A 26,448-nucleotide genomic window follows, 5' to 3' on the forward strand; every position below is an offset into this window, starting at 1 on the left:
AATCCAGCCCGTCCGGCGTTTGAGGACCGGGGTCTGGGGCGGAGCCCCAGTTCGGGAAGGGGCGGGTAGGGGAAAAGCCCCCGCCCCCACCTACAGCTCCGCGTACACGACCGCCGCATCGTCGTGCGCCTTGCCCCGCACAAGCGAACTCCGTTCAGGATCCGCCTCCGCGCAGCGCACCGCATCGATCAGCGCCTGCGGCCCGCTCTTGGCCACCAGCGCGAAGCACTCCGCCCAGTCACCCAGACCGAAGACCTCCACCCACCGCCCCGCCCCGTCCGTGAGCGCGGAAAGCGCTCGCACCGAGGAGCGCGCGGTCGCGCCCGTCACCGCCAGGCCGGCTACGGACGGGGATGCCGCGGCCGTGAAGAAGCCGCCGTCCGCGTTGCGCTGCGCGTCCGTGACGGGGCCTAGTGCGCGCAGGCGGTCGATGCGGTCGTCGAGTACGGCGGTGACCGTGCCGTCCGGTGCTTCGACGAGGAGGGCGGAGTCGGAGAGGACGAGGTGTTCCACGCGCTCGTCGTCCCAGCGCGCCACGACGACGGTGGCCTGGGGCGTGCGGCGGTGGGTGAGGTCGCACGTGGTGCGATGGGCGTCCGCCGTACGGGAGATCGCCTCCGCGAGGCAGTCGGCGAGTGTGAGGCCGGGCCGTGCGACGGCGAGTTCCAGGAGGGCGCCGCCGAGCCGCGCGGTGAACCAGGGGACGCCGTGCGTACAGCCCGTGTCGCCGGACGGCGGCGGGGTCACCCCGTCGAGCAGCACCAGCGCGCCACCGCGCCCCGAGGCCGGCAGGGCGACGGACGCAAAGTCCTCGTTCGGGTGGTGGGGATCCCCCGGCTGGGTGGCGAGTTCGATGCGCATGGGGCCAGTGTGCCGGATGCCGGAAATCAAGGCGTGCGGGTGCGCATCCTGTCGGCACATGCCGCGTTCTCCAGGTGACGTGCTGACCTGGCCCGTATGCGATGAGTGAAGCACCGCGAGTCAATTCCCCGGTCAGGTTCACTCGTTCGAGTGGCCGGGCGGGCGAAGGGCACCCTCTCCTCAGAGGTGCTGAAAGGGTCAAATCCGTACCAGGGGTGGGGCAGGCGAGAGAAGAATGAGAGCACCGGTGCGGAAGAAGCGGCTGCGGGGCGGCGAGCGGGAGCGGCAGTCCACGGCGGTGCGGGAGCGCACCGCCCGCGTGCGTAACCGGCTGACCGCCTCCGTCGCGGTCACCGCCCTCACCGTCCTCGCGGCGAGCGCCTTCGGCGCCGTGGACGCCGACCATGAACTCAGCCGCGCCCAGCGGCTCGCGGCCCTCGCCGACACCGACGCACCGGCCCTGGCCCTCGCCCACTCCCTCGCGGACGAGCGCGACGCCGCGACGCAGTACGTGGCGGGCGGCCGCTCCGACACCGCGGCGGCGGCCGCCATCAAGAGCCAACGCGCCCACGTAGACCAGCAGATCGAGGACTTCGGGACCGGCGCCCCCGCGGCCGTGCGCGACCGGCTCGACGCCCTCACCGGCGCCCGCCACCAGGCCCTCGACAGCGACGACGCCATGGCCGTCTTCACCGCCTACACCGGCATCGTCCAGGCGCTGCACAACGTGGCCGACACCGCCGCCCTGCACGGCGACGGCGGCGCCGGGGGCGACGCCGCGGCCCTCCCCGCCCTCGGCCACGCCGTCGAGGAGGACTCCGCCACCCGTGCCCTGCTCCTCGGAGCCATCGCGGCGCACGGCGATGCCACCCTGATCTCCGCCGCCCGGCGCAGCGCCGCGGCCGAGAAGGACGCGCTCGCCGACTTCGACCGGCTCGCCACGTCCAAGTCCCGCGCCGCGTACGCCGGTACGGTCAGCGGCCCCGACGTCACCGCCGCCGCGGGCCACACCACCCGCCTCACCCGGCCCCAGGTCACCGCGGCGGAGCTGGCCGCCGAGCCCGTCGAGCCGGTGCGCTCGGCGCTCAGCTCCCGCCTCGATCTGATGCGCCAGGCCGAGTCCGACCTCGCCGCCGGCCAGACCGACCGCCTCGAAGCGCAGCGGCACGCCGCGCTCACCGCGCTGGAGCTGCGCGCCGGGCTGATCGTGCTGTGCCTGGTCGTCGCCCTCTTCACCGGCGTACGGACCGCCCGGTCCATCACCCGCCCGCTCAGCTCGCTGCGGCTCGGCGCCCGCCGCGTCTGCTCCGACCCCGTCGCCGAGAAGCCCATCGGCTTCAAGGGCCGCGACGACGAGTTCGCCGAGACCGCGCGGGCCGTCGACGTCCTCCACGAGACCGCCGTCCGGCAGCAGGAGCGCATCGCCGTCCTCGAAGGCGAGCGCACCCGCCTCATCGCCGCCCGCCACCTGCTCGCCGAGGAACACGACGCCCTGCGCGACCGGCACGAGGAGCTCGCCGGGCAGCTGGCCCAGGAGGCGGCCGCCCGCACGGCGGAGCACCCCGGCGACGCGGCCGAACGGGCCCGCGGCCTCTTCGTCGGGCTCTCCCTGCGCACCCTCGGCCTCGTCGAGCGCCAACTCGCCGTCATCGAGGGCATGGAGACCCACGAGACCGACCCCGAGCGCCTGGAGACCCTCTTCACGCTCGACCACCTCGCCACCCGCATGCGCCGCAACAGCGAGAACCTGCTCGTCCTCGCCGGTACCGACAGCGTCACCGGGCGCCCCGAGCCCGTGCCCCTGCTGGACGTCCTGCGGGCCTCGGCGGGGGAGATCGAGCGGTACCAACGCGTGCGGATCCAGTCGCTGCCCCCGCACGCCCGGCTCTTCGGCCACGCCTCCGAGGACGTCAGCCACCTCGTCGCCGAACTCCTGGAGAACGCCACGACGTTCTCCCCGCCCGACGCCCAGGTGCAGCTCTCCGGCTGGCTCCTGGAGACCGGCGACATCGCGCTGTCCGTCCAGGACGAGGGCATCGGCATCGCCCCCGACCGGCTCGCCGAGCTCAACTCCCTGCTCGCCGCCCCCGACCCGGACGGCCCTGTGCGAGCCGGGGGCGGCGCGGACCCCCACCCGGCCGACGGCGGGCAGGCGCCGGGCCTCGGTCTCTATGTGGTCGCGCGGCTCGCCGCCCGGCACGGCATCCGCGTCCAGCTGCGCGAGCAGACCACGGGCGGCATCGCGGCCGTCGTCGTCCTGCCCGCGGCACTCCTGGCCGACGGGCCGCCCACCGTCACCGGCCTCGGCGACCTCCCGCCCGTGCCGGGCGCCGCGGCCGCGCCCCCGATCCACCTCCCCGGCTCCGTCGCCGAGGCCAACTCGCCCACGATCCCCGGCAGTCGGCACCGCGCACACGTCGCACCCGCGCCCCTGCCGCCGCTGTCCCCCCTGCCCGTCCACCCGGCGGATCCGCCCGCCGGGCAGCTCCCGGACGGGATACGGCCCACCGGCCCGCCGCCCGCGGTCCCCGTGGGACGGCACGCCCGGCCCTCGGCGCTCGGCGCCCCGGCCGGCCCCGCGCCCGCCGTCCCCGGCCAGGGCTCGGCCCAGGTCACCGGCAACGGCCTGCCCCGCCGCACCCCCCAGCCCGTACCGCAGCGCGCCGAGGAGCCCCAGGTGCGGCAGGGCGTCGACGCGGAGGCCCTGCGGCGCAAGCTCGCGGGATTCCAGCGGGGCGCGGCCGAGGGGCGGCGCGACGCCGTGGCGGAGATCGCGGCGCGCACCACTGATTCGAACCAAGCGGGGCCGCCGGCTCAGGGCGGCACTGTCGAGGAGGCACGCGGTTGACTGCATTTCCCCGGGAGGCGACTCCCGTGACCCCTGTCGGCCCCGCCGTGTACGGGCTGAGCCACGAAGCCCGCAATCTGCACTGGCTGCTGGCCGGTCTCGTCGACGAGGTGCCGGGCGTACGGTCCGTCGCCGTCGTCTCCTCCGACGGTCTGCTGCTGCTCTCCTCCGACCCCGAGCACGACCCCAGGCCCGGCCTCGACCGGCCCGCCGGCCCCCGCGGCTCCACCGGTGACCTCGCCACCATCGTGGCGGGCCTGGGCAGCCTGACGACGGGAGCCGCCTGCCTGATGGACGGCGGCGTCGTCAAGCAGACGATGGTCGCCATGGAAGACGGGAGCCTGTTCGTGATGACGATCAGCGATGGCTCGCTCCTGGGCGTGCACACCGACCCCGACTGCGACATGAGCGTCGTCGCCTATCAGATGGCGCTCTTCGTCGGCCGGGCCGGGCACGTCCTCACCCCCGAACTCCGCAGAGAGCTGCGGCAGTCGGTGGAGGCGGTCGAATGAGCCAGGCCGTCCTCTGCCGCAAACCGGCCCGCGTACGCCCCTACTCCCTCACCGGCGGCAGGCAGCGCCGGTGCCGGGTGCTCCTCGTCGAGACCTTCGTGGCGGCGCTCGACACCACGGGCGACACTCCGGGCGACGGCCCGCCCGGCCCGCCGCCGGACGGGAGCGAGCCGCTGCCGCCCCGCTCCGTCCCGGAGGTACGGGCCGTGCCCGAGGCCCGCGCCATCGTCGAACTCTGCTTCCGGCTGCGCTCGGTCGCGGAGATCGCCGCACTGCTGAAAATGCCCCTCGGGGTGGTGCGGGTCCTGCTCCTCGAACTGGCCGACCAGGGCAGGATCCGCGTCTTCGACACCGGCCACGGCACGGGCCGGCCCGACCGCGCGCTGCTGGAAAGGGTGCTGGGTGGACTTCACAGGCTCTGACGCCGATCCCCGGAGGGCGGCCCTCGCGGTGCGGGGCGAGGACCCCGCGCGCGGCGGACCGCCCGCCGCACTCGACGTCCCCCGCGGCTGGCAGACCGACCGCAGCCGCGCCCCGCACGCCACGAAGATCGTCGTGGCGGGCGGCTTCGGCGTCGGCAAGACGACCTTCGTCGGCTCCGTCTCCGAGATCACCCCGCTGCGGACCGAGGCGGTCATGACGGTCGCGGGCGAGGCCGTCGACGACCGCACCGCCACCCCGGACAAGACGACGACCACCGTCGCCATGGACTTCGGGCGCATCACCCTCGACACCGACCTGGTGCTCTACCTCTTCGGCACCCCCGGCCAGAAACGCTTCTGGTTCATGTGGGACGACCTGGTGCGCGGCGCGATCGGCGCGGTCGTCATGGCCGACACCCGGCGCCTGGCCGACTGCTTCCCCGCCCTCGACTACTTCGACAGCGCGGGCCTGCCGTACATCGTCGCCGTCAACCAGTTCGAGGGCACCGCGCGCCACGATCCGGACGAGGTGCGCGAGGCCCTCGCCCTGCCCCGCCAGGTGCCCATGGTCCAGATGGACGCCAGACAGCGGGTCGCGGTCGTCGACACCCTGCTGATCCTCGTCGGCCGGGCCCTCGACACCACACCCGGATAGACCTGGACAACTGCCACACCCCGCCCGGTGCGGCGCGGCGCCACGCCCGTACGAAGGAGCTACACCCATGCGCCGGATCCTCATCGTCGGAGCGGGCCAGTCCGGCCTCCAGCTGGCCCTCGGCCTCCAGGCCAAGGGGTACGACGTGACCCTGATGTCCCACCGCACCGCCGACGAGGTGCGCTCCGGCCGGATCATGGCACCCCAGTGCCTCTTCCCGACCGCGCTGCGCCACGAGCGCGAGCTCGGGCTCGACTTCTGGACGGCCCGCGCCCCGCGGATCGAGGGCCTCGGCGTCTCCGTGGCCGGCCCCGAGCCGGCCACCGGCGGCCGCACCCGCGTCGTCGACTGGCTCGGCAGGCTCGACGGCTGCGCCCAGTCCGTCGACCGGCGGGTGAAGACGGCCGGCTGGCTGGACACCTTCGCCGAGCGCGGCGGCCGGCTCGTCATCCACGCCGCGACCGTCTCCGACCTCGACGCCCTCGCCGGGCGCTACGACCTGGTGCTCGCCGCCGTGGGCAGGGGCGAGCTGGCGTCCCTGTTCGGCCACGACGCGGACCGCTCCCCGCCGCACGCCGCCCCGCGGCGGGCCCTCGCCGTCGCCTGTGTGCACGGCCTCGGCCCCTGCCCCGAGCACCCCGGCCTCGACGCGGTCCGCTGCACCCTCGTCCCCGGCGCCGGCGAGCTCTTCGTCGTCCCCACCCTCACCCTCACCGGCCGCGCCGACCTCCTGCTCTGGGCGGGCCTGCCCGACGGCCCGCTGGACGTCTTCCGGGAGACGACGGGCCCCGGCGAGCACCTGGCCCGGACGCTGGAACTGCTGGAACGGTTCGCCCCGTGGGAGTACGCGCGGGCCACGGAGGTCGAGCTGACCGACGCCAACGCCACGCTGGCCGCCGGCCGCCACGCCCCCACCGTCCGCCACCCCGTCGCCCGGCTGCCCTCCGGCGGCCTGGTCCTCGGCGTGGCCGACACGGTCGTCGCCGACGACCCCGTCACCGGCCAGGGCGCCGGCTCGGCCGCGAAGTGCGCGGCGTCCTACCTCGCCTCGATCGTGGAGCGGGGGGAGCGGCCCTTCGACGAGACGTGGATGCGGGCCGCTTTCGACCGGCACTGGGAGTCGGCGCGCCATACGACCCGGTGGACGAACGCGATGCTCGGCTCTTTGCCGGGCCACGTCCTGGACCTCATGGCCGCGGCGGCGACTCACCAGCCGGTGGCCGACCGCTTGGCGCGGGGCGTCGACGATCCGTCGGACTTCGAGGACTTCTTCTACGACGCGGAGCGGGCGGAGACGTACGTGTCGAGCGTGGTGGGCTGAGTTCCGCGGACCGTAGCCAGCGAATTCAGCCCGTCCGGCGTTTGAGGACAGCGCGCGGAGCGTGCTTCGGGGTCCGGGGCGGAGCCCCAGAGGTTCAGGAGGGCGCGCCCGGGCGCCCGTAGCCGGCGTCGGACCCCGTGGCCGAACCACTCGGCAAAGACGGCGGATCGTAGGCACGCAACGCCGGCGCCGTCGCGTCCGGCCGCACCACCCCCAGCAGCGGGTTCGCCGCGATCGGCGAGACCTTCACCGTCGCCCCCGGCCGCGGCGCCTGTATGACGAGGCCGTTGCCGATGTAGATCGCGACGTGCGTCGCCCCCTCGAAGTAGATCACCAGGTCACCGGGGCGGATCTCGTCCAGCGGAACCCTCGGCAGGGACTTCCACTGCTCCTGGCTCGTCCGCGGGATGACGTCACCCGCATGGGCCCACGCCTGGGACGTGAGGCCGGAGCAGTCGAAGGAGTCCGGGCCGGCCGCGCCCCACACGTAGGGCTTGCCTATCTGCTGGTACGCGTACTCCAGGGCCTTCCCGCCGAGCGCGGACGGCATCGCCGATCTGCCCAGCCGCCCGGAGGCCAGCAGCTTGCGCTGGGCCTCGCCGATGTCCTTCTGCTCCAGTTTCCGCAGTTCGGAGAGCTGCTCGCCGGTCAGCGAGGCCAGCATCCTCTCGACCTGGTTGAGGCTCTTGCGCACGTCGTCGCGCTGCTGCTTCTGCTGGGCGGCGAGCGTCTGCTGCGCGTTGAGGGCGTCCTGCGCCTTGCCCGCGAGGTCCGCGGCCCGCTTCTCGTTCTCCGCGAGCCGGCCGACGGTGGCGGCGCGCTGCCCGGCGGCCCGCTGGAGCTGGTGGCCCCGGTCGAGGGCCTGCTGGGGGTCGGAGCCGAAGAGGAAGCCCATGTACGGGGAGAGGGTGCCGCTGTTGCCCTGGTACTGCTCCCGGGCCAGCCGCCCGGCGGCATCCCGGCTGCCGGTGAGCGCGATCCGCGCGTCGGCGAGATCCTCGTCTATCTTCCTGACCTGGTCGCGCTGCTTCTTCAGGCGCTCCTCGGTCGCGTTGTACTTCTCCGTCGCTTCCTCGGTCTTGCGGTAGAGCGACTGGAGCTGGGAGAGCAGGGAGCTCACGGGCTGGTCGGGCGGGTCGGCGGGTGCCGCCGACGCCATGGGCGCGGGCAGTACGAGCGACGCGGCGCCGGCTATCAGCGCCGTCGTGCAGACAGAACGCACGAACCGTCCCGACACGGGCTCACCTCCGATGAGTGGGCGTGATCGTTTGCCCAAGGAGGATCGTGCCATGGTGGCCGTGGTTGCGGCAGTGGTGTGGGCGAATCCGCCTAACCCGCTCACCCCCCGGTCGCCCGCCCGTCACCCGTTCGGAGGGGCGCTCGTCACCGGCCCCCGGCCCGCCCTACGCGCCGGGGCGCGACCACGGCCACTTGAGGCCGCCGCCGGGCTCGCCCTCCGGGTCGTACTCGTACTTCCAGCCCTTGTGCAGCCCCAGCCGCCGCGTCGTGCCAGCCTGGACCCGCCTGTACACGTGTACGGCCTCGGTCCCCCCGTTCCCGTCCGGCACGGGGATCTCGTAGGTCTTCGGCGGGTGCCCGGAGAGCCCGAGCAGTACCGGCAGTACGCGCCCGTCCAGGGGACCGCCCACGAAGGGCGTATTTTCGCTTCTCACATCACCAGTCTGCGCCAGCCCTGCCCGGGACCCCGCGTCCGTAGACCGGCCCACCCGGCCCGGCCGCGCTCACCGAGCGGCACGGGGCGGCGGAGCTACGCCTCCGGATCGCTCGTACCGCTCGACGGGCCCGGCCCTCACAGCAAGTGATCCGCCGCCGAGAGCATCGGTGTCACCCGCCGTGCCAGCAGCCCCGCCCGTCCCTCCGGTGTTTCCAGGGAGAGCACGGCCCGCACCACCTTCGACACCTGTTCGTCCCCCGCCCCCGTGGCGAGCAGGAGGGCCAGGAACTGGTCGACCAGCCAGTCGCGCAGCTCCGGCAGCGGGGGTTGTTTGCCCTCGTCCAGCCAGATCAGGGATGCCGCCTCGACCGCCGTGATCCACGTACGGACGGTCATCCGCAGCCGGGGCCCGGGCTCGCGTACCCGCAGGTGGGCGAGGACCTGGTCGGCGGCGGCGCGGCGGACGCCGTCCACGATGGCGCCCGTGCGGGAGGTCTCGACGACGCTGCCGCCCTGGAGCAGGGCGCTGAACCCCGCGTCGTGCTCGTCGACGAAGCCGAGGTAGCGGTCGAGGGCGGCGGACAGCCGGCCGGTGAGGGGGCCGGTCTGCGGTTCGGCGAAGCACAGTTGGAGATCGTCGGCCGCGCTGCGCAGGGCGGCCTCGTACAACTGGGGCTTGCCGCCGGGGAAGTAGCGGTAGACGAGCGGCCGTGACACCTCGGCGGCGGCCGCGACCTCGTCCAGGGACACGTCCTCGGGCGCGCGGTGCGCGAAGAGCGCCAGCGCGGCGGCGATCAGCTGGGTGCGGCGCTCCTCGACGCCGAGCCTGCGGTAGGTGGTGCGGGGGGACGGAGTCGGTGCGGTTCCGCTGCCGTTCATGCACGGCAGCGTATCCAGGTCACCTCGCCAGCAACCCCGAGCTCTGCCACAGCCGCCGCCCGAGGCCCCGCATCACCCCGATCTCGTCCAGGAAGTCCGTCAGCCGCTTCGCGCCCGCCTGCATGACCTCCCGCCGGTGGCCGCTCGCCCTGACCTGGGCGACGGCCTCGCGGTGGTCGAGCCCCACGTTCGTATAGACGGCGGGGTTGACGAACGCGAGCGAGAAGACGCGGGCCGCCTCGCCGGAGCTCAGCCGGGTCAGGCCCGCCTCCCAGCGCGGGCAGGTGACCATCTGGCGGCGCAGCTCCTCGCGCGCGTACCGCACGTGGCGGGCCTCCTCCACGACGTGGATGCGGGTGACGCCGCGGACGATCGTCTGCACGCGGTCGTCCGGGAAGGTCAGCCGCTGCATGTAGTCGAGGATCTCCTCGCCGAGGAGGGTGCAGGCGAAGGAACCGGGCGTGGTGGAGACGGACTTGAGGACCCTGGCCAGGTTGTGGTGCAGCCCGGAGACCGGGTAGGTGGGGGCGCCCGACTTCTCGATCATGCGGGCGAACATCTGGGAGTGCCGGCACTCGTCGGCTATCTCGGTGAGCGCGTAGCGGACGTGCGCGCTGCCGACCGGCTTGTCGTAGACGTGCCGGACCAGCAGCTGCATCAGGATGATCTCGAACCAGATGCCGAGGGAGGCGAGGGACGCGGCCTCGTGCCGGGAGAGTTCCAGGCGCTGTTCCTCCGGCATCCGCCGCCACATCGGGGTGCCGTAGAGGGAGAGCAGCTCGGGCGGCCAGAACCACTTGCCCTCGTCGAGGGGCGCGTCCCAGTCCAGTTCGGTGTCCGGGTCGAAGGAGTGCTTCGCCGAGGACTCCAGCAGGCGTTCTGCGACTCTCTCGCGGTCCTTGAGCAGGCCGAGCGCGTCCCGGAGCGGCTCTCTTGTGGTCTCGGTGGTCATGGCTGAGGACACCTCGTCTGTGGGTTACCCGCGGTCACCTGCTTATGAGACTGCCTGTCAGCAAGGACGTCAATCCCCCCGGGGCAAGCTCCCGGCATCCGGCCGCCGGGACCGCCCGCCCGGTCATTGACCCGGCGGTAACCACCGTGTGAGCCTGCCAACTGACCACCCGCGCAAGGGACACAGCGGTCCAGTGAGGGACGGGAGGCGTCATGACGACGCGGAATTTCTACGCCCACGACCCCGGAGACCCCACCTGGGAGGTGCCGGCGACCGGCGCCGCCCGCTTCGCCTGGGGCTACGGCGACGGCAGGGAAAAGCTGCTCGCCCTCTACCAGAAGGGCAAGGACAAACAGTGGGACGCCGTCACCCGCATCGACTGGGACCTGCCCGTCGACCCGTACGACCCGCTCGGCGTCCCGGACCAGAACCTCCCCGTCCACGACAGCCCGTACTGGGACCGGATGGGCGAGGCCGACAGGCGCGAGCTGCACCGCTGTTACGCGTCCTGGCAGTTCAGCCAGTTCCTGCACGGCGAGCAGGGCGCGATGGTGTGCGCGGCGCGCATCGTGGAGTCCGTGCCGGACCTGGACGCGAAGTTCTACTCGGCGACCCAGGTCATGGACGAGGCCCGGCACGCGGAGATCTACAGCCGCTTCCTGCGGGAGAAGGTCGGGCTGGTCTATCCCATCGACGACAACCTCGGCTCGCTGCTGGGCGACACCCTGCGGGACTCGCGCTGGGACATGCCCTACCTCGGGATGCAGGTGCTCATCGAGGGCCTCGCCCTCGCCGCTTTCGGCATGCTGCGCGACACCACCGACAAGCCGCTGCCCAAGCAGATCCTCGCCTACGTCATGCAGGACGAGGCCCGGCACGTCGCCTTCGGCCGCATGGCGCTGCGCGACCACTACCGGCAGCTGACCCGGGCCGAGCTGCGCGAGCGCGAGGAGTTCGTCATCGAGGGCTGTTACCTGATGCGCGACCGGCTGCGCGGCGAGGTGGTGCTCACCGACTTCGGCATACCGGCCGCCGACGCCGTCGAGCTCAGTGAACGGTCGGAATTCCTGCGGCTGTTCCGGAAACTGCTCTTCAGCCGCATCGTTCCCTGTGTGCGGGACATCGGCCTGTGGGGCGAGCGGCTCCAGCGCGCGTACGTCGACATGGGCGTCCTCGACCTCGGCGACAGCAGCCTCGACCTCCTCATGGCCCAGGACGAGGAGGCCGCCGAGCAGCTCGACGCGGGGCGCTTCGCCGCCGAGGAGGCGGCCCGGCGGGCGGAGGTGGCGGCGGTGATCGCCGACGGTGCGGGGGCGCCGGCCGGGGAGTGAACCGGAAGGCATTCGTCCACTTTGCTCGGGGTGGATGTAGGTGCCGATAGCACGGTGTGTAGGCCTTGTGCGTGGTTGGAACCTTCTTTTCGTTATGGGCGTCTTTGCTGTGCACCTGCGGGACAACTCGTACCGAGGGAGGGGAAGTTCATGGCGCGACTCACTGCCCGGACGCGGCGCCTCGCGATGGCGGCGGTATCGGTTCTGGCGCTCGCCGCGACGATACCGGGCTGTGTGGCCATGGCCACGGAGGACCCGAGGAGCCCGGAACACCGCCAGGACGGCAAGCGGAACGCGATGCAGTCGCCGTCCTCCGCGCAGTCGCGGTCGCCCTCGGCGACCGCACCGGCCGCACCGGGGCGCGTGTCGGACTCGATCACCCACGAATCGGAGACCCCGGGCAAGGCCGTCAACCTCACCATCGACGACGGTCCGGAACCGATCTGGACGCTGAAGGTGCTGGAGGTACTGAAGAAGTACGACGCGAAGGCCACCTTCTGCATCATCGGCTCGCGCGCCAAGGAGTACCCGGAGCTCGTCAAGAAGGTCGTCGCCGCCGGGCACCGGCTCTGCGACCACTCCGTGGACCACAACACCGCCATGGACAAACGCTCCGAGCCCTATCAGCAGCAACAGATCCTCGACGCCCGGAAGATGATCCTCGACGCGGCCGGCCGGGACGCCCGGGTGTTCTACTACCGCGCTCCCGGCGGCGCGTTCACCCCGTACAGCCGCGAGGTCGCCGCCTCCCACGGCATGCGCCCGCTCGGCTGGAACGTCGACACCCACGACTGGACCAACCCCGGCGTCCAGCGGATCGTCGACGCGGTCCACCGGGACCTCCACGAGGGCCCCACCATCCTCTTCCACGACGGAGGCGGGAACCGCAGCCAGACCGCGGCCGCCCTGGACCAGATCCTCCCCTGGCTCAGGAGCCAGGGCTACGCGTTCGGCTACCCGAAGGTCTGACATCCCGCCACCCGCATGCGGAACCGATCCTGCGGACGGGCCCGCCGCATTGGTACGCGGCCGGGCCGTCCGCAGTACGGGGGCGGGGTCACCAGCGGAAGGCGTCCATCGACGGCGGGGCGGCCGGGCCCTCGGCGGGCGCCGCCCGGTTGCGCGGGTGCCGCGGGTCGAGGAACCAGCGGCGGGCCGACACCAGCCACCACACGCCCGCGAAGCCGCCGACCGCGGCCACCGCGATCGGCGCGTAGTTGAAGGTGTCGACGGTGACGGGACCCGACTGCGGCAGCATGAACAGCACCGTGATCACGGCCACCCAGGAGATGGCGGTGACCCCGACCGGCTTCGACCACCGCCCCAGGTGCCACGGCCCCCGCTCGAACGCCTCGCCCTTGCGCAGCCGCAGCAGCGTCGGCGCGGCGTAGGCGAGGTAGAGCCCGATCGTGGCGATCGAGGTGACCGCCGCGTACGCCGTGGAGTTCACCAGATAGGGCAGCCCCAGGAGGAAGGCGCCGCCCGCGGCCAGCCACACCGCGTTGGTGGGCGTGCGCGTCTGCGGGTTGATGCGGTGCCACATCCGGGAGAAGGGCAGCGCGCCGTCCCGGGAGAAGGCGTAGATCATCCGGGAGTTGGCCGTCACCGAGGCCATCCCGCAGAAGAGCTGCGCGACGATCACCACGAGCAGCAGCAGCTTCCCCGCCGAGGCGCCGAGCGCGTCCATGAAGATCTGCGCCGGGGGCACCCCGGTCTCGGTGCCCACCGCGCCCGGCCAGTCCTGGATCGCGTACGTCAGCCCGGCCAGCAGCACGAAGCCGGCGATCCACGACACCCAGATCGAGCGCACGATGCCCCGCGGCCCGGACACCGAGGCGTCGTTGGTCTCCTCGGTCATATGGGCGGACGCGTCGTAACCGGTGAAGGTGTACTGCGCCACGAGCAACGACAGCAGTCCCACATAAAGGCCGGAACCCCAGCCCGTGTCGTTCACGAAATGGGTGAAGACGAAGGACGTCGACCGGTGTTTGTCCGGCACGAATGCCAGCGCGCCGACGATCAGCAGCACCCCGAGCAGATGCCACCACACGCTCACGGAATTGAGAAAGGCGACCAGCCGGACACCGAAGGTGTTCAGCAGGGCATGGAGCAGGAGCACGGCCCCGAAGAGGGCGATCGTATGGCCGGGGGTCGCCGCGAAGCCGAACTGCAGGTCCAGATAGGCATTGAGGAAGGACGCCGCCCCGAAGTCGACGCCCGCCGTGCACGCGATCTGCCCCAGCACGTTGAACCACCCGGTGAACCACGCCCACGCCGCCCGCGACCGCTCGGGCGCCATCCGGTGCGCCCAGAAATACAGCCCCGCCGAGGTCGGATAGGAGGAGCACACCTCCGCCATCGCCAGCCCGACGACCAGCGTCATGGCGCCGACGCCGACCCAGCCCCACATCAGCATCGACGGGCCGCCGGTCCGCATTCCGAATCCGTACATCGTCATGCACCCGGAGAGGACCGAAATGATCGTGAACGAAACGGCGAAATTGGCGAAGCCGGACATCCGCCGGGCCAGCACCTGGGTATAGCCGAGCTGTCGCAGGCGCTCTTCGTCGGAAACGCTGGGTACGTCGAGTGGCACGCGATTCTCTTTCTCGTGATCGTTGCGATGAACGACGGTCAAGGAATGTGCGATGCGCTCTTCGGTTGTGCGGTGCTTCTTCTCTTCCTACGTGGTGCGCGGCCGGACGGCGCGGACCGCCCACCCCCGGTGCCGGAGGAACAGCTCCGGCGCGTCCCCGCAGTAGGCCCAGGGCACATCCGTGGCGTACGGCCCTATGGCCCGGAAGACGTCGTACGCCTCCGCGTGGCGCCCGGCGAAGGCGAGCGCGTGCGCCAGGTAGTTCGCGTCGTCCATGAACTGCGCGTGCGGGCGCGGCGGGCGGTGGCGCCACCAGTTCTCCAGCACCTGGTCGATGTGCGGGCAGTCGATCCAGGGATGGATGCTCAGGCCGTAGCTGCCCGCCTCGGTCCGCATCCGCTGCCGGTGCGACTCCGCCACCGCCACCAGCGGCAGCACCGCGATCGGCAGCCCCTTGGGCGCGGTGTCCGCCCGCTCCTGCGCCCAGTGGAACATCTCCGCGCCCGAACCGTGGTTCCGGCCGAAGAGATAGGTGAGGACCTCGTGATGCGCCTCCCGGTTGTACGGATCGCGGGCCACCACCTCGGCCCACACCTGCCGCAGCACCTCCCGGCCGGGGGCGTGCACCCGGATCAGGGCGAGCATCACGACCCAGGGGGAGGGGTCCGCCGGCCCGGCCTCGGCGGCGGCCAGACACGTGCCCCAGGAGCGCTCCATCTCCGCGCGGCCCGCGTCCACCCCACTGATCATCGACCGCAGCGCCTGCACATGCGCCAGCAGCGCGAGCGCGTCCGCCGACCGGGGCTCGGCCCGCGCCCAGGTGTCCGCGAACCGCAACGGCGCCCCCGCCCGCGCCAGCACCTGGAGCCGGAAGATGCGCCGGTCCCAGTCGCCTCCGGTCGCCGCGAGCAGATCCCGGGGCCCCTCCCACCGCCCCATCGAGGCGTCCTCCAGCACGGAGCGCAGAGCGAGGTCGTCCCGGGCGGGATGCGCGTCCAGCCCCGGCCCCTCACCCCGCCGCCCCCTCACAGCCCCCGCCCCCGGCCCCCACCCATCAGCCACCATCCCCGCTCCGACGCCGGTCCCCGTATGTGCCTGATGCGACGTCAAGTGACCGCCGGCCCAACGGACATGACGCGGACACGGCTACTTGACGGCCGCACCATACCCCTTGCTCCTCGCGGACTTCTCCGGGAACGACAAAGAGCGGGACCCAGTGAGACTGGATCCCGCTCTCGATGTCCGGCACTTCGGCTGGTCAGCGGCCTTGCGGCGCCGACTGAAGCGAAGTGCCCCCGGCAGGATTCGAACCTGCGCACACGGCTCCGGAGGCCGTTGCTCTATCCCCTGAGCTACGGGGGCGTGTCGGCCGCTTGTTGCGGCGACGGGTAGAACATTACCAGCTCCGGACGGGTGTCCCGCAACGTCGTTGGAGGTGGGGGCGGGGAAGGTCGCCCGCACGGGGTGGAAGTGGGGAAAACCCGGACGCAGCGTGGCGGGCGCGCTTACTCTCGGGGTGTGCCTGGCTTGTCCGGCCGGGTCCTTGTCGTCGACGACAACAAGGTCATCCGGCAGCTGATCAGGGTCAACCTCGAGCTGGAGGGCTTCGAGGTCGTGACCGCGGCCGATGGTGCCGAGTGCCTGGAGATCGTGCATCGCGTGCGTCCCGATGTCGTGACCCTGGATGTCGTCATGCCCCGGCTCGACGGGTTGCTCACGGCCGCGCGGCTGCGGGCCGACGCACGGACCCGGGACATACCGATCGCGATCATCAGCGCCTGCACCCAGCCGGAGGTCGACAGCGGGCGGTCCGCCGGGGTCGACGCGTTCCTGGCGAAGCCCTTCGAACCGACGGAAATGGTCCGGCTCGTCCGGAGGCTGATGCGGCACCGCAAGGCAGAGGGCGACGACGGGTTGCCGGGGGCCCCGGCCCCCGGGGACACCGGCTCCGTCCACGGCGTGGGTTCCATCTGCCGTGCGGAATCCGCCAGGAGAGCCGACTAGCCCGCGGCGACCGTGTCCCACCTGTTCGTGTCCCACTTGCCTGTTCGTGTCCCACCTGTCGAAACCTGCTCGCCAGGCCTCCCCCCTTCTCGCCTAGGCTTGGCCCCGTGACCCCCGCCGATCTCTCCCGCACCGTTCTGCACACGGTGCGACGTGCCATCGAGGCCGACGAGCTGAGCGCCGTCGTGCCCGACCGGGTCACCGTGCGGGTCCCGCCCCGGCCGGGGTGCGGGGACTACGCCACCAACGTCGCCCTGCGGCTCGCGCAGGAGAGCGGCAGACCGGCCCCCGAGATCGCCGAAGTGCTGCGGCGCAGGCTCGCCGCCGAGCCCGGCATCGCGGCGGTCGAGATCGCGGGGCCCGGGTTCCTCAACATCACTCTCGAGGGCACCTCCTACGTCCGGCTCGTACGGGACGTGCTCGCCGCGGGGGAGCCGAGCAGGCCGATGGACCTGCCCGACCCGCCGCCCGACCTCATCCGCAGGCTCGGCGCCGACGCCGCCCGCTGGAGCCTGCTCTGCCCCCCGGGCGTCGACCGCGACCTGCTGCTGGTGCAGCGCGAGAGCAACCCCCTCTTCCGCGTCCGGTACGCCCACGCCCGCAGCCGGGCCCTGCTGCGCAACGCCCATGACCTGGGCTTCGGCCCCGAGCCGGGGGACGTCCCGGACGCGACCGCGGCCCCCGTGCTCGCCGCCCTCGCGGACCACGCACGCATCGGCGCCACCCGCGCGCCCGACCGGCTCGCCCGGCACCTGGAGCGTCTCGCCGACGCCTTCCTCCGCTGGCAGGCGGCGTGTCCCACGCTGCCGCGCGGTGACGAGAAACCCTTGGCCGTCCACCGCGCCCGACTGGCCCTCGCCGAGGCCACGGGCAAGGTGCTGGCCGACGGCCTCCACCAGCTCGGCATCACCGCACCCGCACACCTCTGAGGAGATCAGAGCCATGAGCCGTTCCGCCCACCCCGCCGGGCCCCGCTACGCCGACGTCCTGCCCGAGGGGCACTACGCCGCCCCGCCCGCCGACCTCAACGCCCTGGACCCGCGCGTGTGGGCCCGTACGGTCTCGCGGGACGCCGACGGCGTGGCCACCGTCGGCGGGATCAAGGTCACCGACCTCGCCGAGGAGTTCGGGACGCCCGCCTTCTTCCTCGACGAGGAGGACTTCCGGGCGCGCTGCCGGGCCTGGCGCGAGGCCTTCGGCACGGAGGCCGACGTCTTCTACGCGGGCAAGGCGTTCCTCTCCCGCGCCGTCGTCCGCTGGCTGCACGAGGAGGGCCTCAACCTCGACGTCTGCTCGGAGGGCGAGCTGGCCACCGCCCTCGACGCCGGGATGCCCGCCGAGCGCATCGCGCTGCACGGCAACAACAAGTCCACCCGCGAGATCACCCGCGCCGTCGAGGCGGGCGTCGGGCGGATCGTCCTGGACTCCTTCCAGGAGATCGTCCGCGTCGCGCGCGTCGCCGAGCGGCTCGGCAGGCGCCAGCGCGTGCAGATCCGGGTGACCGTCGGCGTCGAGGCGCACACCCACGAGTTCATCGCGACCGCGCACGAGGACCAGAAGTTCGGGCTCGCGCTCGCCGGGGGACAGGCCGCCGAGGCCGTCCGCCGCGCGCTCAAGCTCGACGGCCTGGAGCTCATCGGCATCCACTCCCACATCGGGTCGCAGATCTTCGACACCTCGGGCTTCGAGGTGGCCGCGCACCGCGTCGTCGGCCTGCTGAAGGAGATCCGCGACGAGCACGGCGTCGAGCTGCCCGAGATCGACCTCGGCGGCGGCCTCGGCATCGCCTACACCTCCGACGACGACCCGCGCGAGCCGCACGAGATCGCCAAGGCGCTCGGCGACATCGTCACCCGCGAGTGCGCGGCCGCGGGTCTCGCGGTGCCGCGGCTGTCCGTGGAGCCGGGGCGCGCCATCGCCGGACCGACCGCCTTCACGCTCTACGAGATCGGCACCGTCAAGGAACTGCCGGGCCTGCGGACGTACGTGAGCGTGGACGGTGGCATGTCGGACAACATCCGCACCGCGCTCTACGACGCGGAGTACAGCGTCGCGCTGGTCTCCCGGACCTCCACCGCCGAGCCGATGCTCTCGCGCGTCGTCGGCAAGCACTGCGAGTCCGGCGACATCGTCGTGCGCGACGCCTTCCTCCCCGCCGACCTGGCCCCCGGCGACCTGCTGGCCGTGCCGGCGACCGGCGCGTACTGCCGCTCCATGGCCAGCAACTACAACCACGCGCTGCGCCCGCCGGTCGTCGCGGTCAAGGACGGCGCGGCCCGGGTGATCGTCCGGCGGGAGACGGAAGAGGACCTCTTCCGCCTCGACGTCGGCTGATCCGCCGGGAAATCCGATGGAAAAGCGGAAGTAAAAATCTCGGATACTGGACGGGGGACGGAAACCCCCGTCCGGTGAGTGAGACTGGTGTACCACCGAAGATGTACAGAAACGAGGTCGGATGATGCGTACGCGTCCGCTGAAAGTGGCGCTGCTGGGCTGTGGAGTGGTCGGCTCAGAGGTGGCGCGCATCATGACGACGCACGCGGACGACCTCACGGCGCGCATCGGCGCACCCGTCGAGCTCGCCGGTATCGCCGTGCGCCGTCCGGGCCGGGTGCGGGCGGGGGTGCCGGAGGAGCTGATCACCACCGACGCCACCGCGCTCGTCAAACGCGGTGACATCGACGTGGTAGTCGAGGTCATCGGCGGCATCGAGCCGGCCCGCACCCTGATCACCACGGCCTTCGAGCACGGCGCGAGCGTCGTGTCCGCCAACAAGGCGCTGCTCGCCGGGGACGGCGCGGCCCTGCACGCCGCGGCCGAGGCCCGGGGCGCGGACCTCTACTACGAGGCCGCCGTCGCCGGCGCCATCCCGCTCGTACGGCCGCTGCGCGAGTCGCTGGCCGGCGACAAGGTCAACCGGGTGCTCGGCATCGTCAACGGCACGACCAACTTCATCCTCGACAAGATGGACACCAGCGGAGCGGGCTACTCCGAAGCCCTGGACGAGGCCACCGCGCTCGGTTACGCGGAGGCCGACCCGACCGCCGACGTCGAGGGCTTCGACGCCGCCGCGAAGGCCGCGATCCTGGCCGGCATCGCGTTCCACACGCGGGTGCGCCTCGACGACGTCTATCGCGAGGGCATGACGGAGGTCACCGCCGCGGACTTCGCGTCCGCGAAGCAGATGGGCTGCACCATCAAGCTGCTCGCCATCTGCGAGCGCGCCGCCGACGGCCGGTCGGTCACCGCCCGCGTGCACCCGGCGATGATCCCGCTGAGCCACCCGCTGGCGTCGGTGCGCGAGGCGTACAACGCGGTGTTCGTGGAGGCCGAGGCGGCCGGTCAGCTGATGTTCTACGGGCCCGGGGCCGGCGGTTCGCCCACCGCGTCCGCGGTACTCGGCGACCTCGTCGCCGTCTGCCGCAACAAGGTGGCGGAGACCACCGGACCCGGCGAATCCGCTTACACCCGGCTGCCCGTGAGCCCGATGGGCGAGGTGGTCACCCGCTACCACATCAGCCTCGACGTGGCCGACAAGCCCGGTGTCCTGGCGCAGGTCGCCACGGTCTTCGCCGCGCACGGCGTGTCGATCGACACGGTCCGCCAGAAGGGCAAGGACGGCGAGGCGTCCCTCGTCGTCGTCACGCACCGCGCCCCCGACGCCGCCCTCTCGGCGACCGTCGGGGCGCTGCGCAAGCTGGACACGGTCCGCGGTGTCGCGAGCATCATGCGGGTCGAAGGCGAATAAGGGGAGCAAGGAAGCAATGTCTGCCAACAACGGTCTCCGGACCTCCGGCACCCACCAGTGGCGCGGCATCATCGAGGAGTACCGCGACCGGCTCCCCGTCTCGGCCGACACGCCGGTCGTCACCCTGCGCGAGGGCGGCACGCCGCTCGTCCCCGCGCAGGTGCTCTCGGAGCGCACCGGATGTGAGGTCCACCTCAAGGTCGAGGGCGCGAACCCGACCGGGTCCTTCAAGGACCGCGGGATGACCATGGCCATCACCCGGGCCAAGGAGGAGGGCGCCAAGGCCGTCATCTGCGCCTCCACCGGCAACACCTCCGCCTCGGCCGCCGCCTACGCCGTACGCGCCGGGATGGTCTGCGCCGTCCTGGTGCCGCAGGGCAAGATCGCGCTCGGCAAGATGGGCCAGGCGCTGGTCCACGGCGCGCGCATCCTCCAGGTCGACGGCAACTTCGACGACTGCCTGACGCTGGCGCGCGGGCTGTCCGAGGAGTACCCCGTCGCGCTGGTCAACTCCGTGAACCCGGTGCGGATCGAGGGTCAGAAGACCGCCGCCTTCGAGATCGTGGACGCGCTCGGCGACGCGCCGGACATCCATGTCCTGCCGGTCGGCAACGCGGGCAACATCACGGCCTACTGGCGCGGTTACCGCGAGTACGCCACGGACGGGATTTCCACCCGCAGGCCCCGGATGTGGGGATTCCAGGCGTCCGGTTCCGCGCCCATCGTGCGCGGCGAGCCGGTGAAGGACCCGCACACCATCGCCACCGCGATCCGCATCGGCAACCCCGCCTCGTGGCGGTTCGCCGAGGAGGCGCGCGACGAATCGGGCGGCCTCATCGACGAGGTGACCGACCGACAGATCCTGGCCGCCTACCGCCTGTTGGCCTCGCAGGAGGGCGTCTTCGTCGAGCCGGCCTCGGCCGCGAGCGTCGCCGGCCTGCTCAAGGCCGCGGAACAGGGCCTGGTCGACCCGGGCCAGCGCATCGTCTGCACGGTCACGGGCAACGGCCTCAAGGACCCGGACTGGGCGGTCGCGGGCGCCCCGCAGCCGCTCACCGTGCCGGTGGACGCGAAGGCCGCGGCCCGCGAGCTCGGCCTGGCCTGACGTCAGAAACCGGGGCCACGCCCCGGACCGGTCCCGAAACCGCCGGACGGGCCGGCTCCCGAACGAGGGAGAGCCCGTCCGGCGCAGGCGACGCGCCTCCCGTGCCCTATGTCGCCGCTGAACCTTCCTTCGATAGGCTGTACTCACTCCGCCCCGTCGCAGACCCCCGCCGTCACCGTGCGGCATCTCGTCGCGGCCCTTGCGGATGTTGCACGCCCTGCCGAGGCCACACCAAGGAGAGTCATCGAGCGATGGCCGGTCCCGCGTTCCGCGCCGCCGCTGTCCGCGTGCGCACCCCCGCCACCAGCGCAAACCTCGGCCCCGGCTTCGACGCCCTGGGCCTGTCGCTGGGGCTCTACGACGACGTCGTGGTCCGGGTGGCCGAGTCCGGGCTGCACATCGACATCGCGGGCGAGGGCGCCGAGTCCCTGCCGCGCGACGAGAGCCACCTGCTCGTACGGGCCCTGCGCACCGCCTTCGACCTGCTCGGCGGCCAGCCGCGCGGCCTGGAGGTCGTCTGTGCCAACCGCATCCCGCACGGCCGGGGCCTGGGTTCCTCCTCGGCCGCCATCTGCGCGGGCATAGTCGCCGCCCGCGCCGTGACCATAGGCGGGGCCGAGAAGCTCGACGACGCGGCGCTGCTGGAGCTCGCCACGGAGATCGAGGGCCACCCGGACAATGTCGCGGCCTGCCTGCTCGGCGGATTCACCTTGGCGTGGATGGAGTCGGGCGTGGCACGGGCCATTCGGATGAACCCTGCGGATTCCATCGTTCCGGTGGTCTTCGTGCCGTCGAAACCCGTACTGACCGAGACCGCGCGCGGGCTGCTGCCGCGCAGCGTCCCCCATGTGGACGCCGCGGCCAACGCCGGGCGCGCGGCGCTGCTCGTCGAGGCGATGACCAGGCGCCCCGAGCTGCTGCTGCCGGCCACCGAGGACCGGCTCCACCAGGAGTACCGCGCTCCGGCGATGCCGGAGAGCGTGGCCCTGGTCAACCGACTGCGCGCGGACGGCGTCCCCGCGGTCATCTCCGGCGCGGGCCCCACGGTGCTCGCGCTGGCCGAGAACGGTGCGGCCGCCCAGGTCGCACGGCTGGCGGGCGAGGGGTGGGCGGCCAACCGGCTGGCCCTCGACGCCGGGGGGACGAGCGTGCTGCCGCTCGCCTGACCAGCGCGGGCCCCGGGGCCCGCGAAAATAGCGGTTGCCGGTCTTTGAGAGGGGGAATGTTTGTGGGATCCGGTAGTGTTAACCTCAAGTCTGCACTCGAAGCCACATCGGCTCGGTGCTCTGTGTCCCGATCAGGGACCGCTTTTCTTCCGGGAGCCTCCCAAACTGCCTGAGCAGCCTGCCTGAGCAGATTCGAGCACGCTCCGGAATCGGCGTGGGCGACATGAGTGAAGTTGATGCGTCATGTCTTCACCTCATTTCTTCACGCCGGAACCAATGAACTGATTCTTCCGCCGTACCGGCGGACCACCGCCCCGGCCCGGTCCGCAAAGCCAGACCGCAGCCGGACAGCACAACCGGTCGCCGAGCCAGACAGGCCGACGCCCGCTCCAGGGAAGGACCCCTTCGTGAGCGACACCACCGATCTGATGGGCGTGACCGCCTCCGGCACTGCCAACAGTGCCGCCGGCAATGCCTCCGCGCCCGCCACGGACGCTCCCGCCGCGCCTGCCACCGGTGCTGCCACCGCCCCCAAGCGGCGACGCTCGGGCACGGGCCTCGACGCCATGGTCCTGGCAGAGCTCCAGCAGCTCGCCTCCAGCCTCGGCATCAAGGGCACCGCGCGGATGCGCAAAGGCCAGCTGATCGAGGTCATCAAGGAGAAGCAGGCCGGCTCCGCCGCGCCCGCCAAGGCCACGAGCGCCGAGCCCGCCAAGGCGGCGTCCGACACCGAGACCAAGCCCAAGCGGCGCGCCACCTCCAAGGCGCGTACGGGTGAGGCGGCCGCAGAAAAGGCCGAGAAGCCGGCCGAGAAGGCCGCTACGCAGCAGCAGATCGAGATCCCGGGCCAGCCGAGCAGCGATGAGCAGCCGGCCGGCGAGCGCCGTCGCCGCCGGGCGACCGCGCCCTCGGGCAGCCCCGAGCCGGCCGTCGAGGCCAAGGCCGAGGCGCGCACCGAGGAGCGGGCCGAGTCCGCGGCGGACAGCGCCGAGGGCCGGGCCGCCAAGGCCGGCGAGCGCGACCGTGGCCAGAAGGGCGAGCGCCGTGACCGCGGCGAGCGCGGCCAGCGGGGCGAGCGCGGGGACCGCGGCGAGCGTGGTGACCGCGAGCGCGGCGACCGCGACCGCCGGGGCAACCGCGGCGAGGACGCCGGCCAGCAGGGCGGCAACCGCCAGCAGCGCGACAACCGTGGCGCGCCGCAGGCGCCCCAGGGCGGCCCGCAGGACGAGGACGACTTCGAGGGTGGCCGCCGCGGCCGCCGCGGCCGCTACCGCGACCGCCGTGGCCGTCGCGGCCGTGACGAGGGCTTCGGCAACGAGCCGCAGGTCTCGGACGACGACGTCCTGATCCCCGTCGCGGGCATTCTGGACATCCTCGACAACTACGCGTTCATCCGGACGTCCGGCTACCTCCCGGGCCCGAACGACGTCTATGTCTCCCTCGCCCAGGTCCGCAAGAACGGCCTGCGCAAGGGTGACCACGTCACCGGCGCGGTCCGGCAGCCGAAGGACGGCGAGCGGCGCGAGAAGTTCAACGCCCTCGTCCGCCTGGACTCGGTGAACGGCATGGCGCCCGAAACCGGGCGCGGTCGGCCGGAGTTCGGCAAGCTCACCCCGCTCTACCCGCAGGACCGCCTGCGGTTGGAGTCGGACCCGGGCGTGCTGACGACCCGGATCATCGACCTGGTCGCGCCGATCGGCAAGGGCCAGCGCGGTCTGATCGTGGCCCCGCCGAAGACCGGCAAGACCATGATCATGCAGGCGATCGCCAACGCGATCACCATCAACAACCCCGAGTGCCACCTGATGGTCGTCCTGGTCGACGAGCGTCCGGAAGAGGTCACCGACATGCAGCGGTCGGTCAAGGGCGAGGTCATCTCCTCGACCTTCGACCGCCCGGCCGAGGACCACACCACGGTCGCCGAGCTGGCCATCGAGCGCGCCAAGCGCCTGGTGGAGCTGGGTCACGACGTGGTGGTCCTGCTGGACTCGATCACCCGTCTGGGCCGCGCCTACAACCTGGCCGCCCCGGCCTCGGGCCGCATCCTGTCCGGTGGTGTCGACTCGACCGCGCTCTACCCGCCGAAGAAGTTCTTCGGCGCCGCGCGCAACATCGAGGACGGCGGCTCGCTGACCATCCTGGCCACCGCGCTGGTCGAGACCGGCTCGCGCATGGACGAGGTGATCTTCGAGGAGTTCAAGGGCACCGGCAACATGGAGCTCAAGCTCGACCGGAAGCTCGCCGACAAGCGCATCTTCCCGGCCGTGGACGTGGACGCCTCCGGCACCCGCAAGGAGGAGATCCTCCTGGGTGGCGAGGAGCTGGCCATCGTCTGGAAGCTCCGCCGGGTGCTGCACGCGCTCGACTCGCAGCAGGCCATCGAGCTGCTTCTCGACAAGATGAAGCAGACGAAGTCCAACGCCGAGTTCCTGATGCAGATCGCGAAGACCACGCCCTCCTCGGGCAACGGCAACGACTGATCCGTCAGCACGCACGACACGGGACCTCCCCGCCGCCCGGCGGGGAGGTCCCGTGCTTCGTTATCCGCTTGTGATCTTCTGAGATCTGCGTCACGGGACGGCCATCCGGAGCTGGCCGGAACCGGTGCCTCGCGGATGGCCGAAACCGCAGGTGACGGCGGGCGGAACGGGTAGCTGTACGGGCCACTGGCCGGGGCTTTTCTAAGAAGGTCCTCAGATTCCGCTGTGCAACCCTGACGCAGACTTCCCCGTCAACCAGCAGGGGGCAGACAGACAGCGAAGGACTGAGGAGCGCATGGGCGACGACAGCATGGGTACGCCGACGGGTTCGCACCGCCGCCGTGCCGGCGGTGGGCGTGGCCGGCGGCGCAAGGTCCGGGCCCGTCGCAAGGGCTGGCGAATAGCCGCGTGGACGACGGCCGGGGTGGTCGTCGCCGGAGGCGTCGGCGCCGGTTTCCTCTACTTCAAGTTCAACGGCAACCTCACCAGCGTCGACATCAACGCGGCCCTGGGCAAGAACCGCCCGGCCAACATCGACAACGGCTCCCAGGACATCCTCGTCCTCGGCTCCGACTCCCGCGCCGGTGACAACGGCAAGTACGGCAAGGACGAGGGCAGCTCCCGCTCCGACACGGCGATGATCGTGCACGTCTACGCGGGTCACAAGAAGGCCAGCGTCGTCAGCATCCCGCGCGACACGATGGTCCCCCGCCCCGCGTGCAAGGCGCCCGACGGCAAGACCAGCCCGGCCGTCAAGCGCGCGCAGTTCAACGAGGCGTACACGGTGGGCGGCGCGGCCTGCGCGGTCGCCACCGTCGAGCAGATGACCAACATCCGCATGGATCACTACATGGAGGTCGACTTCGCCGGCTTCCAGAAGCTGATCGACAAGCTCGGCGGGGTGCAGGTCACCACCACCAAGCCGATCCGCGACAAGTGGAGCCACCTCGACCTGGACCCGGGCACCCACACGCTCAACGGCGAGCAGTCCCTCGGGCTCGTCCGCACCCGGCACGGCGTCGGCGACGGCAGCGACCTCGGGCGGATCAAGCTCCAGCAGGCGTTCATCAAGGCCCTGCTCGACCAGGTCAAGCACATCGGCCTGTTCACCAGCCCCACCAAGCTCTACGGGATCGCCGACACCGCCACCAAGACGCTCACCACCGACAGCGAGCTGGGCTCCCTGGAGAAGCTCTCCTCCTTCGCCGACGGGCTCAAGGGCATCGGCTCCGGCGACATGCACATGGTGACGCTTCCGGTCGGCGACGACCCCATCGACGCCAACCGCGTCGCCCCGATGCCCGAGCAGTCCAAGCAGCTCTGGGACGCCCTCCGGGAGGACAAGCCCATCCCGGACTCCGCCGTCAAGGACGGCGCGGGAGCGAAGACCGGCGCCGACGACGTCGTGAAATAGGGCCCCGGCGGCCCCTCGGGGCCCGCTGGAATAACCGGCCGCCACCTCTCGTTTTGGGGGATACGGCCAGTGCTGGCAAACTGGTACGTCGGCCCCGGTTCACGTAAGGCAATCCCGCCCTGCGACCCGGAGCCCTCCCGAACCTAGGAGATCCCTTGAAGCGCGAAATCCACCCGGATTACGTCGAGACCCAGGTCAGCTGCACCTGTGGCGCCTCGTTCACCACGCGTAGCACCGTCGCCGGCGGCAACATCCGTGCCGACGTGTGCTCCGAGTGCCACCCGTTCTACACGGGCAAGCAGAAGATCCTCGACACCGGTGGCCGTGTGGCGCGGTTCGAGGCCCGCTTCGGCAAGGCCGCTGCGGCCAAGAAGTAGCGACCCGCAGGCGCCGGTTCTCGGTCGCCCTTCGCGTGCGAGGGGTGACCGGACCGGCGCTTTGTCGTCCAGCAGGCCCGTCACTTCCAGCTAGGGAATCTT

The 26,448-nt window shown here is 72.1% G+C and carries 23 protein-coding genes and 1 tRNA gene; 16 read left to right on the forward strand and 8 right to left on the reverse strand.

Annotated elements, in window-relative coordinates; translation table 11 throughout:
* Nucleotides 1–90: 90 nt before the first annotated feature.
* A complete protein-coding gene (locus ABD269_RS20690; RefSeq protein ID WP_344119846.1) occupies nt 91–861 on the reverse strand; it encodes a hypothetical protein in 771 nt (256 codons plus the stop codon).
* 235 nt (nt 862–1,096) lie between these two features.
* Between ABD269_RS20690 and ABD269_RS20695 the strand changes: the two genes are divergently transcribed.
* The 5 genes from ABD269_RS20695 (at nt 1,097) to ABD269_RS20715 (ending at nt 6,619) form a co-directional block, all read left to right on the forward strand.
* Nucleotides 1,097–3,709 carry a sensor histidine kinase gene (locus ABD269_RS20695; RefSeq protein WP_344119848.1) on the forward strand — a complete coding sequence of 871 codons (2,613 nt, stop codon included), beginning with the start codon at nt 1,097–1,099 and terminating at the stop codon, nt 3,707–3,709.
* Nucleotides 3,710–3,735: 26 nt separating this feature from the next.
* Nucleotides 3,736–4,221, forward strand: coding sequence for a roadblock/LC7 domain-containing protein (locus ABD269_RS20700; protein ID WP_301892322.1), 486 nt, complete (start codon nt 3,736–3,738; stop codon nt 4,219–4,221).
* Nucleotides 4,218–4,643 carry a DUF742 domain-containing protein gene (locus tag ABD269_RS20705; protein WP_301892320.1) on the forward strand — a complete coding sequence of 142 codons (426 nt, stop codon included), beginning with the start codon at nt 4,218–4,220 and terminating at the stop codon, nt 4,641–4,643. The genes ABD269_RS20700 and ABD269_RS20705 overlap by 4 nt, the downstream gene beginning before the upstream one ends.
* Nucleotides 4,624–5,298, forward strand: a complete 675-nt coding sequence (locus tag ABD269_RS20710) for a GTP-binding protein (protein WP_425572945.1) — start codon at nt 4,624–4,626, stop codon at nt 5,296–5,298. Before ABD269_RS20705 ends, ABD269_RS20710 begins: the two co-directional genes overlap by 20 nt.
* A gap of 67 nt (nt 5,299–5,365) precedes the next feature.
* Nucleotides 5,366–6,619, forward strand: coding sequence for a styrene monooxygenase/indole monooxygenase family protein (locus tag ABD269_RS20715; RefSeq protein WP_344119853.1), 1,254 nt, complete (start codon nt 5,366–5,368; stop codon nt 6,617–6,619).
* A gap of 94 nt (nt 6,620–6,713) precedes the next feature.
* On the opposite strand, the gene ABD269_RS20720 is transcribed toward ABD269_RS20715, so the two are convergent.
* The 4 genes from ABD269_RS20720 to ABD269_RS20735 all read right to left on the reverse strand — a co-directional run bounded on the left by ABD269_RS20720 (nt 6,714) and on the right by ABD269_RS20735 (nt 10,125).
* Nucleotides 6,714–7,856 carry a C40 family peptidase gene (locus ABD269_RS20720; protein ID WP_344119855.1) on the reverse strand — a complete coding sequence of 381 codons (1,143 nt, stop codon included), beginning with the start codon at nt 7,854–7,856 and terminating at the stop codon, nt 6,714–6,716.
* 166 nt (nt 7,857–8,022) lie between these two features.
* Entirely contained in the window at nt 8,023–8,292 is a 270-nt protein-coding gene (locus ABD269_RS20725) for a hypothetical protein (RefSeq protein ID WP_301892316.1), read from the reverse strand.
* A 137-nt stretch (nt 8,293–8,429) separates the two neighbouring features.
* Nucleotides 8,430–9,173, reverse strand: coding sequence for a TetR/AcrR family transcriptional regulator (locus ABD269_RS20730; protein WP_344119858.1), 744 nt, complete (start codon nt 9,171–9,173; stop codon nt 8,430–8,432).
* Between the two features lie 19 nt (nt 9,174–9,192).
* Complete coding sequence (locus tag ABD269_RS20735) at nt 9,193–10,125, reverse strand: AurF N-oxygenase family protein (RefSeq protein WP_344119860.1); 933 nt, start codon at nt 10,123–10,125, stop codon at nt 9,193–9,195.
* Nucleotides 10,126–10,337: 212 nt separating this feature from the next.
* Between ABD269_RS20735 and ABD269_RS20740 the strand changes: the two genes are divergently transcribed.
* Both ABD269_RS20740 and ABD269_RS20745 read left to right on the forward strand, forming a co-directional pair.
* Entirely contained in the window at nt 10,338–11,456 is a 1,119-nt protein-coding gene (locus tag ABD269_RS20740) for a ferritin-like domain-containing protein (protein ID WP_344119862.1), read from the forward strand.
* Between the two features lie 150 nt (nt 11,457–11,606).
* Nucleotides 11,607–12,425 (forward strand): polysaccharide deacetylase family protein, encoded by an 819-nt coding sequence (locus tag ABD269_RS20745; protein WP_344119864.1) that lies wholly within the window; start codon nt 11,607–11,609, stop codon nt 12,423–12,425.
* An 88-nt stretch (nt 12,426–12,513) separates the two neighbouring features.
* On the opposite strand, the gene ABD269_RS20750 is transcribed toward ABD269_RS20745, so the two are convergent.
* The 3 genes from ABD269_RS20750 to ABD269_RS20760 all read right to left on the reverse strand — a co-directional run bounded on the left by ABD269_RS20750 (nt 12,514) and on the right by ABD269_RS20760 (nt 15,414).
* Complete coding sequence (locus ABD269_RS20750; RefSeq protein WP_344119866.1) at nt 12,514–14,052, reverse strand: amino acid permease; 1,539 nt, start codon at nt 14,050–14,052, stop codon at nt 12,514–12,516.
* 87 nt (nt 14,053–14,139) lie between these two features.
* Nucleotides 14,140–15,081 (reverse strand): hypothetical protein, encoded by a 942-nt coding sequence (locus ABD269_RS20755; RefSeq protein WP_344119868.1) that lies wholly within the window; start codon nt 15,079–15,081, stop codon nt 14,140–14,142.
* A gap of 261 nt (nt 15,082–15,342) precedes the next feature.
* A tRNA-Arg gene (locus ABD269_RS20760) sits at nt 15,343–15,414 on the reverse strand.
* 102 nt (nt 15,415–15,516) lie between these two features.
* Here ABD269_RS20760 and ABD269_RS20765 point away from each other — a divergent pair.
* The 9 genes from ABD269_RS20765 to rpmE all read left to right on the forward strand — a co-directional run bounded on the left by ABD269_RS20765 (nt 15,517) and on the right by rpmE (nt 26,346).
* The gene (locus ABD269_RS20765; protein ID WP_301892307.1) at nt 15,517–16,056 is read left to right on the forward strand and encodes a response regulator; all 540 of its coding nucleotides are present in this window, start codon (nt 15,517–15,519) and stop codon (nt 16,054–16,056) included.
* 107 nt (nt 16,057–16,163) lie between these two features.
* Entirely contained in the window at nt 16,164–16,985 is an 822-nt protein-coding gene (gene nrtL / locus ABD269_RS20770) for an ArgS-related anticodon-binding protein NrtL (protein WP_344119871.1), read from the forward strand.
* 13 nt (nt 16,986–16,998) lie between these two features.
* Complete coding sequence (lysA, locus tag ABD269_RS20775) at nt 16,999–18,390, forward strand: diaminopimelate decarboxylase (protein ID WP_301892305.1); 1,392 nt, start codon at nt 16,999–17,001, stop codon at nt 18,388–18,390.
* Between the two features lie 121 nt (nt 18,391–18,511).
* Nucleotides 18,512–19,804 carry a homoserine dehydrogenase gene (locus ABD269_RS20780; RefSeq protein WP_344119874.1) on the forward strand — a complete coding sequence of 431 codons (1,293 nt, stop codon included), beginning with the start codon at nt 18,512–18,514 and terminating at the stop codon, nt 19,802–19,804.
* Between the two features lie 16 nt (nt 19,805–19,820).
* On the forward strand, nt 19,821–20,909 hold the full coding sequence (gene thrC / locus ABD269_RS20785; RefSeq protein WP_344119876.1) for a threonine synthase: 1,089 nt from the start codon (nt 19,821–19,823) through the stop codon (nt 20,907–20,909).
* A 251-nt stretch (nt 20,910–21,160) separates the two neighbouring features.
* Nucleotides 21,161–22,075, forward strand: a complete 915-nt coding sequence (thrB, locus tag ABD269_RS20790) for a homoserine kinase (protein ID WP_344119878.1) — start codon at nt 21,161–21,163, stop codon at nt 22,073–22,075.
* 407 nt (nt 22,076–22,482) lie between these two features.
* A complete protein-coding gene (gene rho, locus ABD269_RS20795; protein WP_344119880.1) occupies nt 22,483–24,555 on the forward strand; it encodes a transcription termination factor Rho in 2,073 nt (690 codons plus the stop codon).
* Nucleotides 24,556–24,850: 295 nt separating this feature from the next.
* Complete coding sequence (locus tag ABD269_RS20800; RefSeq protein ID WP_425572946.1) at nt 24,851–25,969, forward strand: LCP family protein; 1,119 nt, start codon at nt 24,851–24,853, stop codon at nt 25,967–25,969.
* Nucleotides 25,970–26,124: 155 nt separating this feature from the next.
* Complete coding sequence (gene rpmE / locus ABD269_RS20805) at nt 26,125–26,346, forward strand: 50S ribosomal protein L31 (protein WP_116213902.1); 222 nt, start codon at nt 26,125–26,127, stop codon at nt 26,344–26,346.
* Nucleotides 26,347–26,448 lie beyond the last annotated feature (102 nt).

The sequence above is a fragment of the Streptomyces blastmyceticus genome (genome assembly GCF_039521185.1).
Lineage (GTDB): Bacteria > Actinomycetota > Actinomycetes > Streptomycetales > Streptomycetaceae > Streptomyces > Streptomyces blastmyceticus.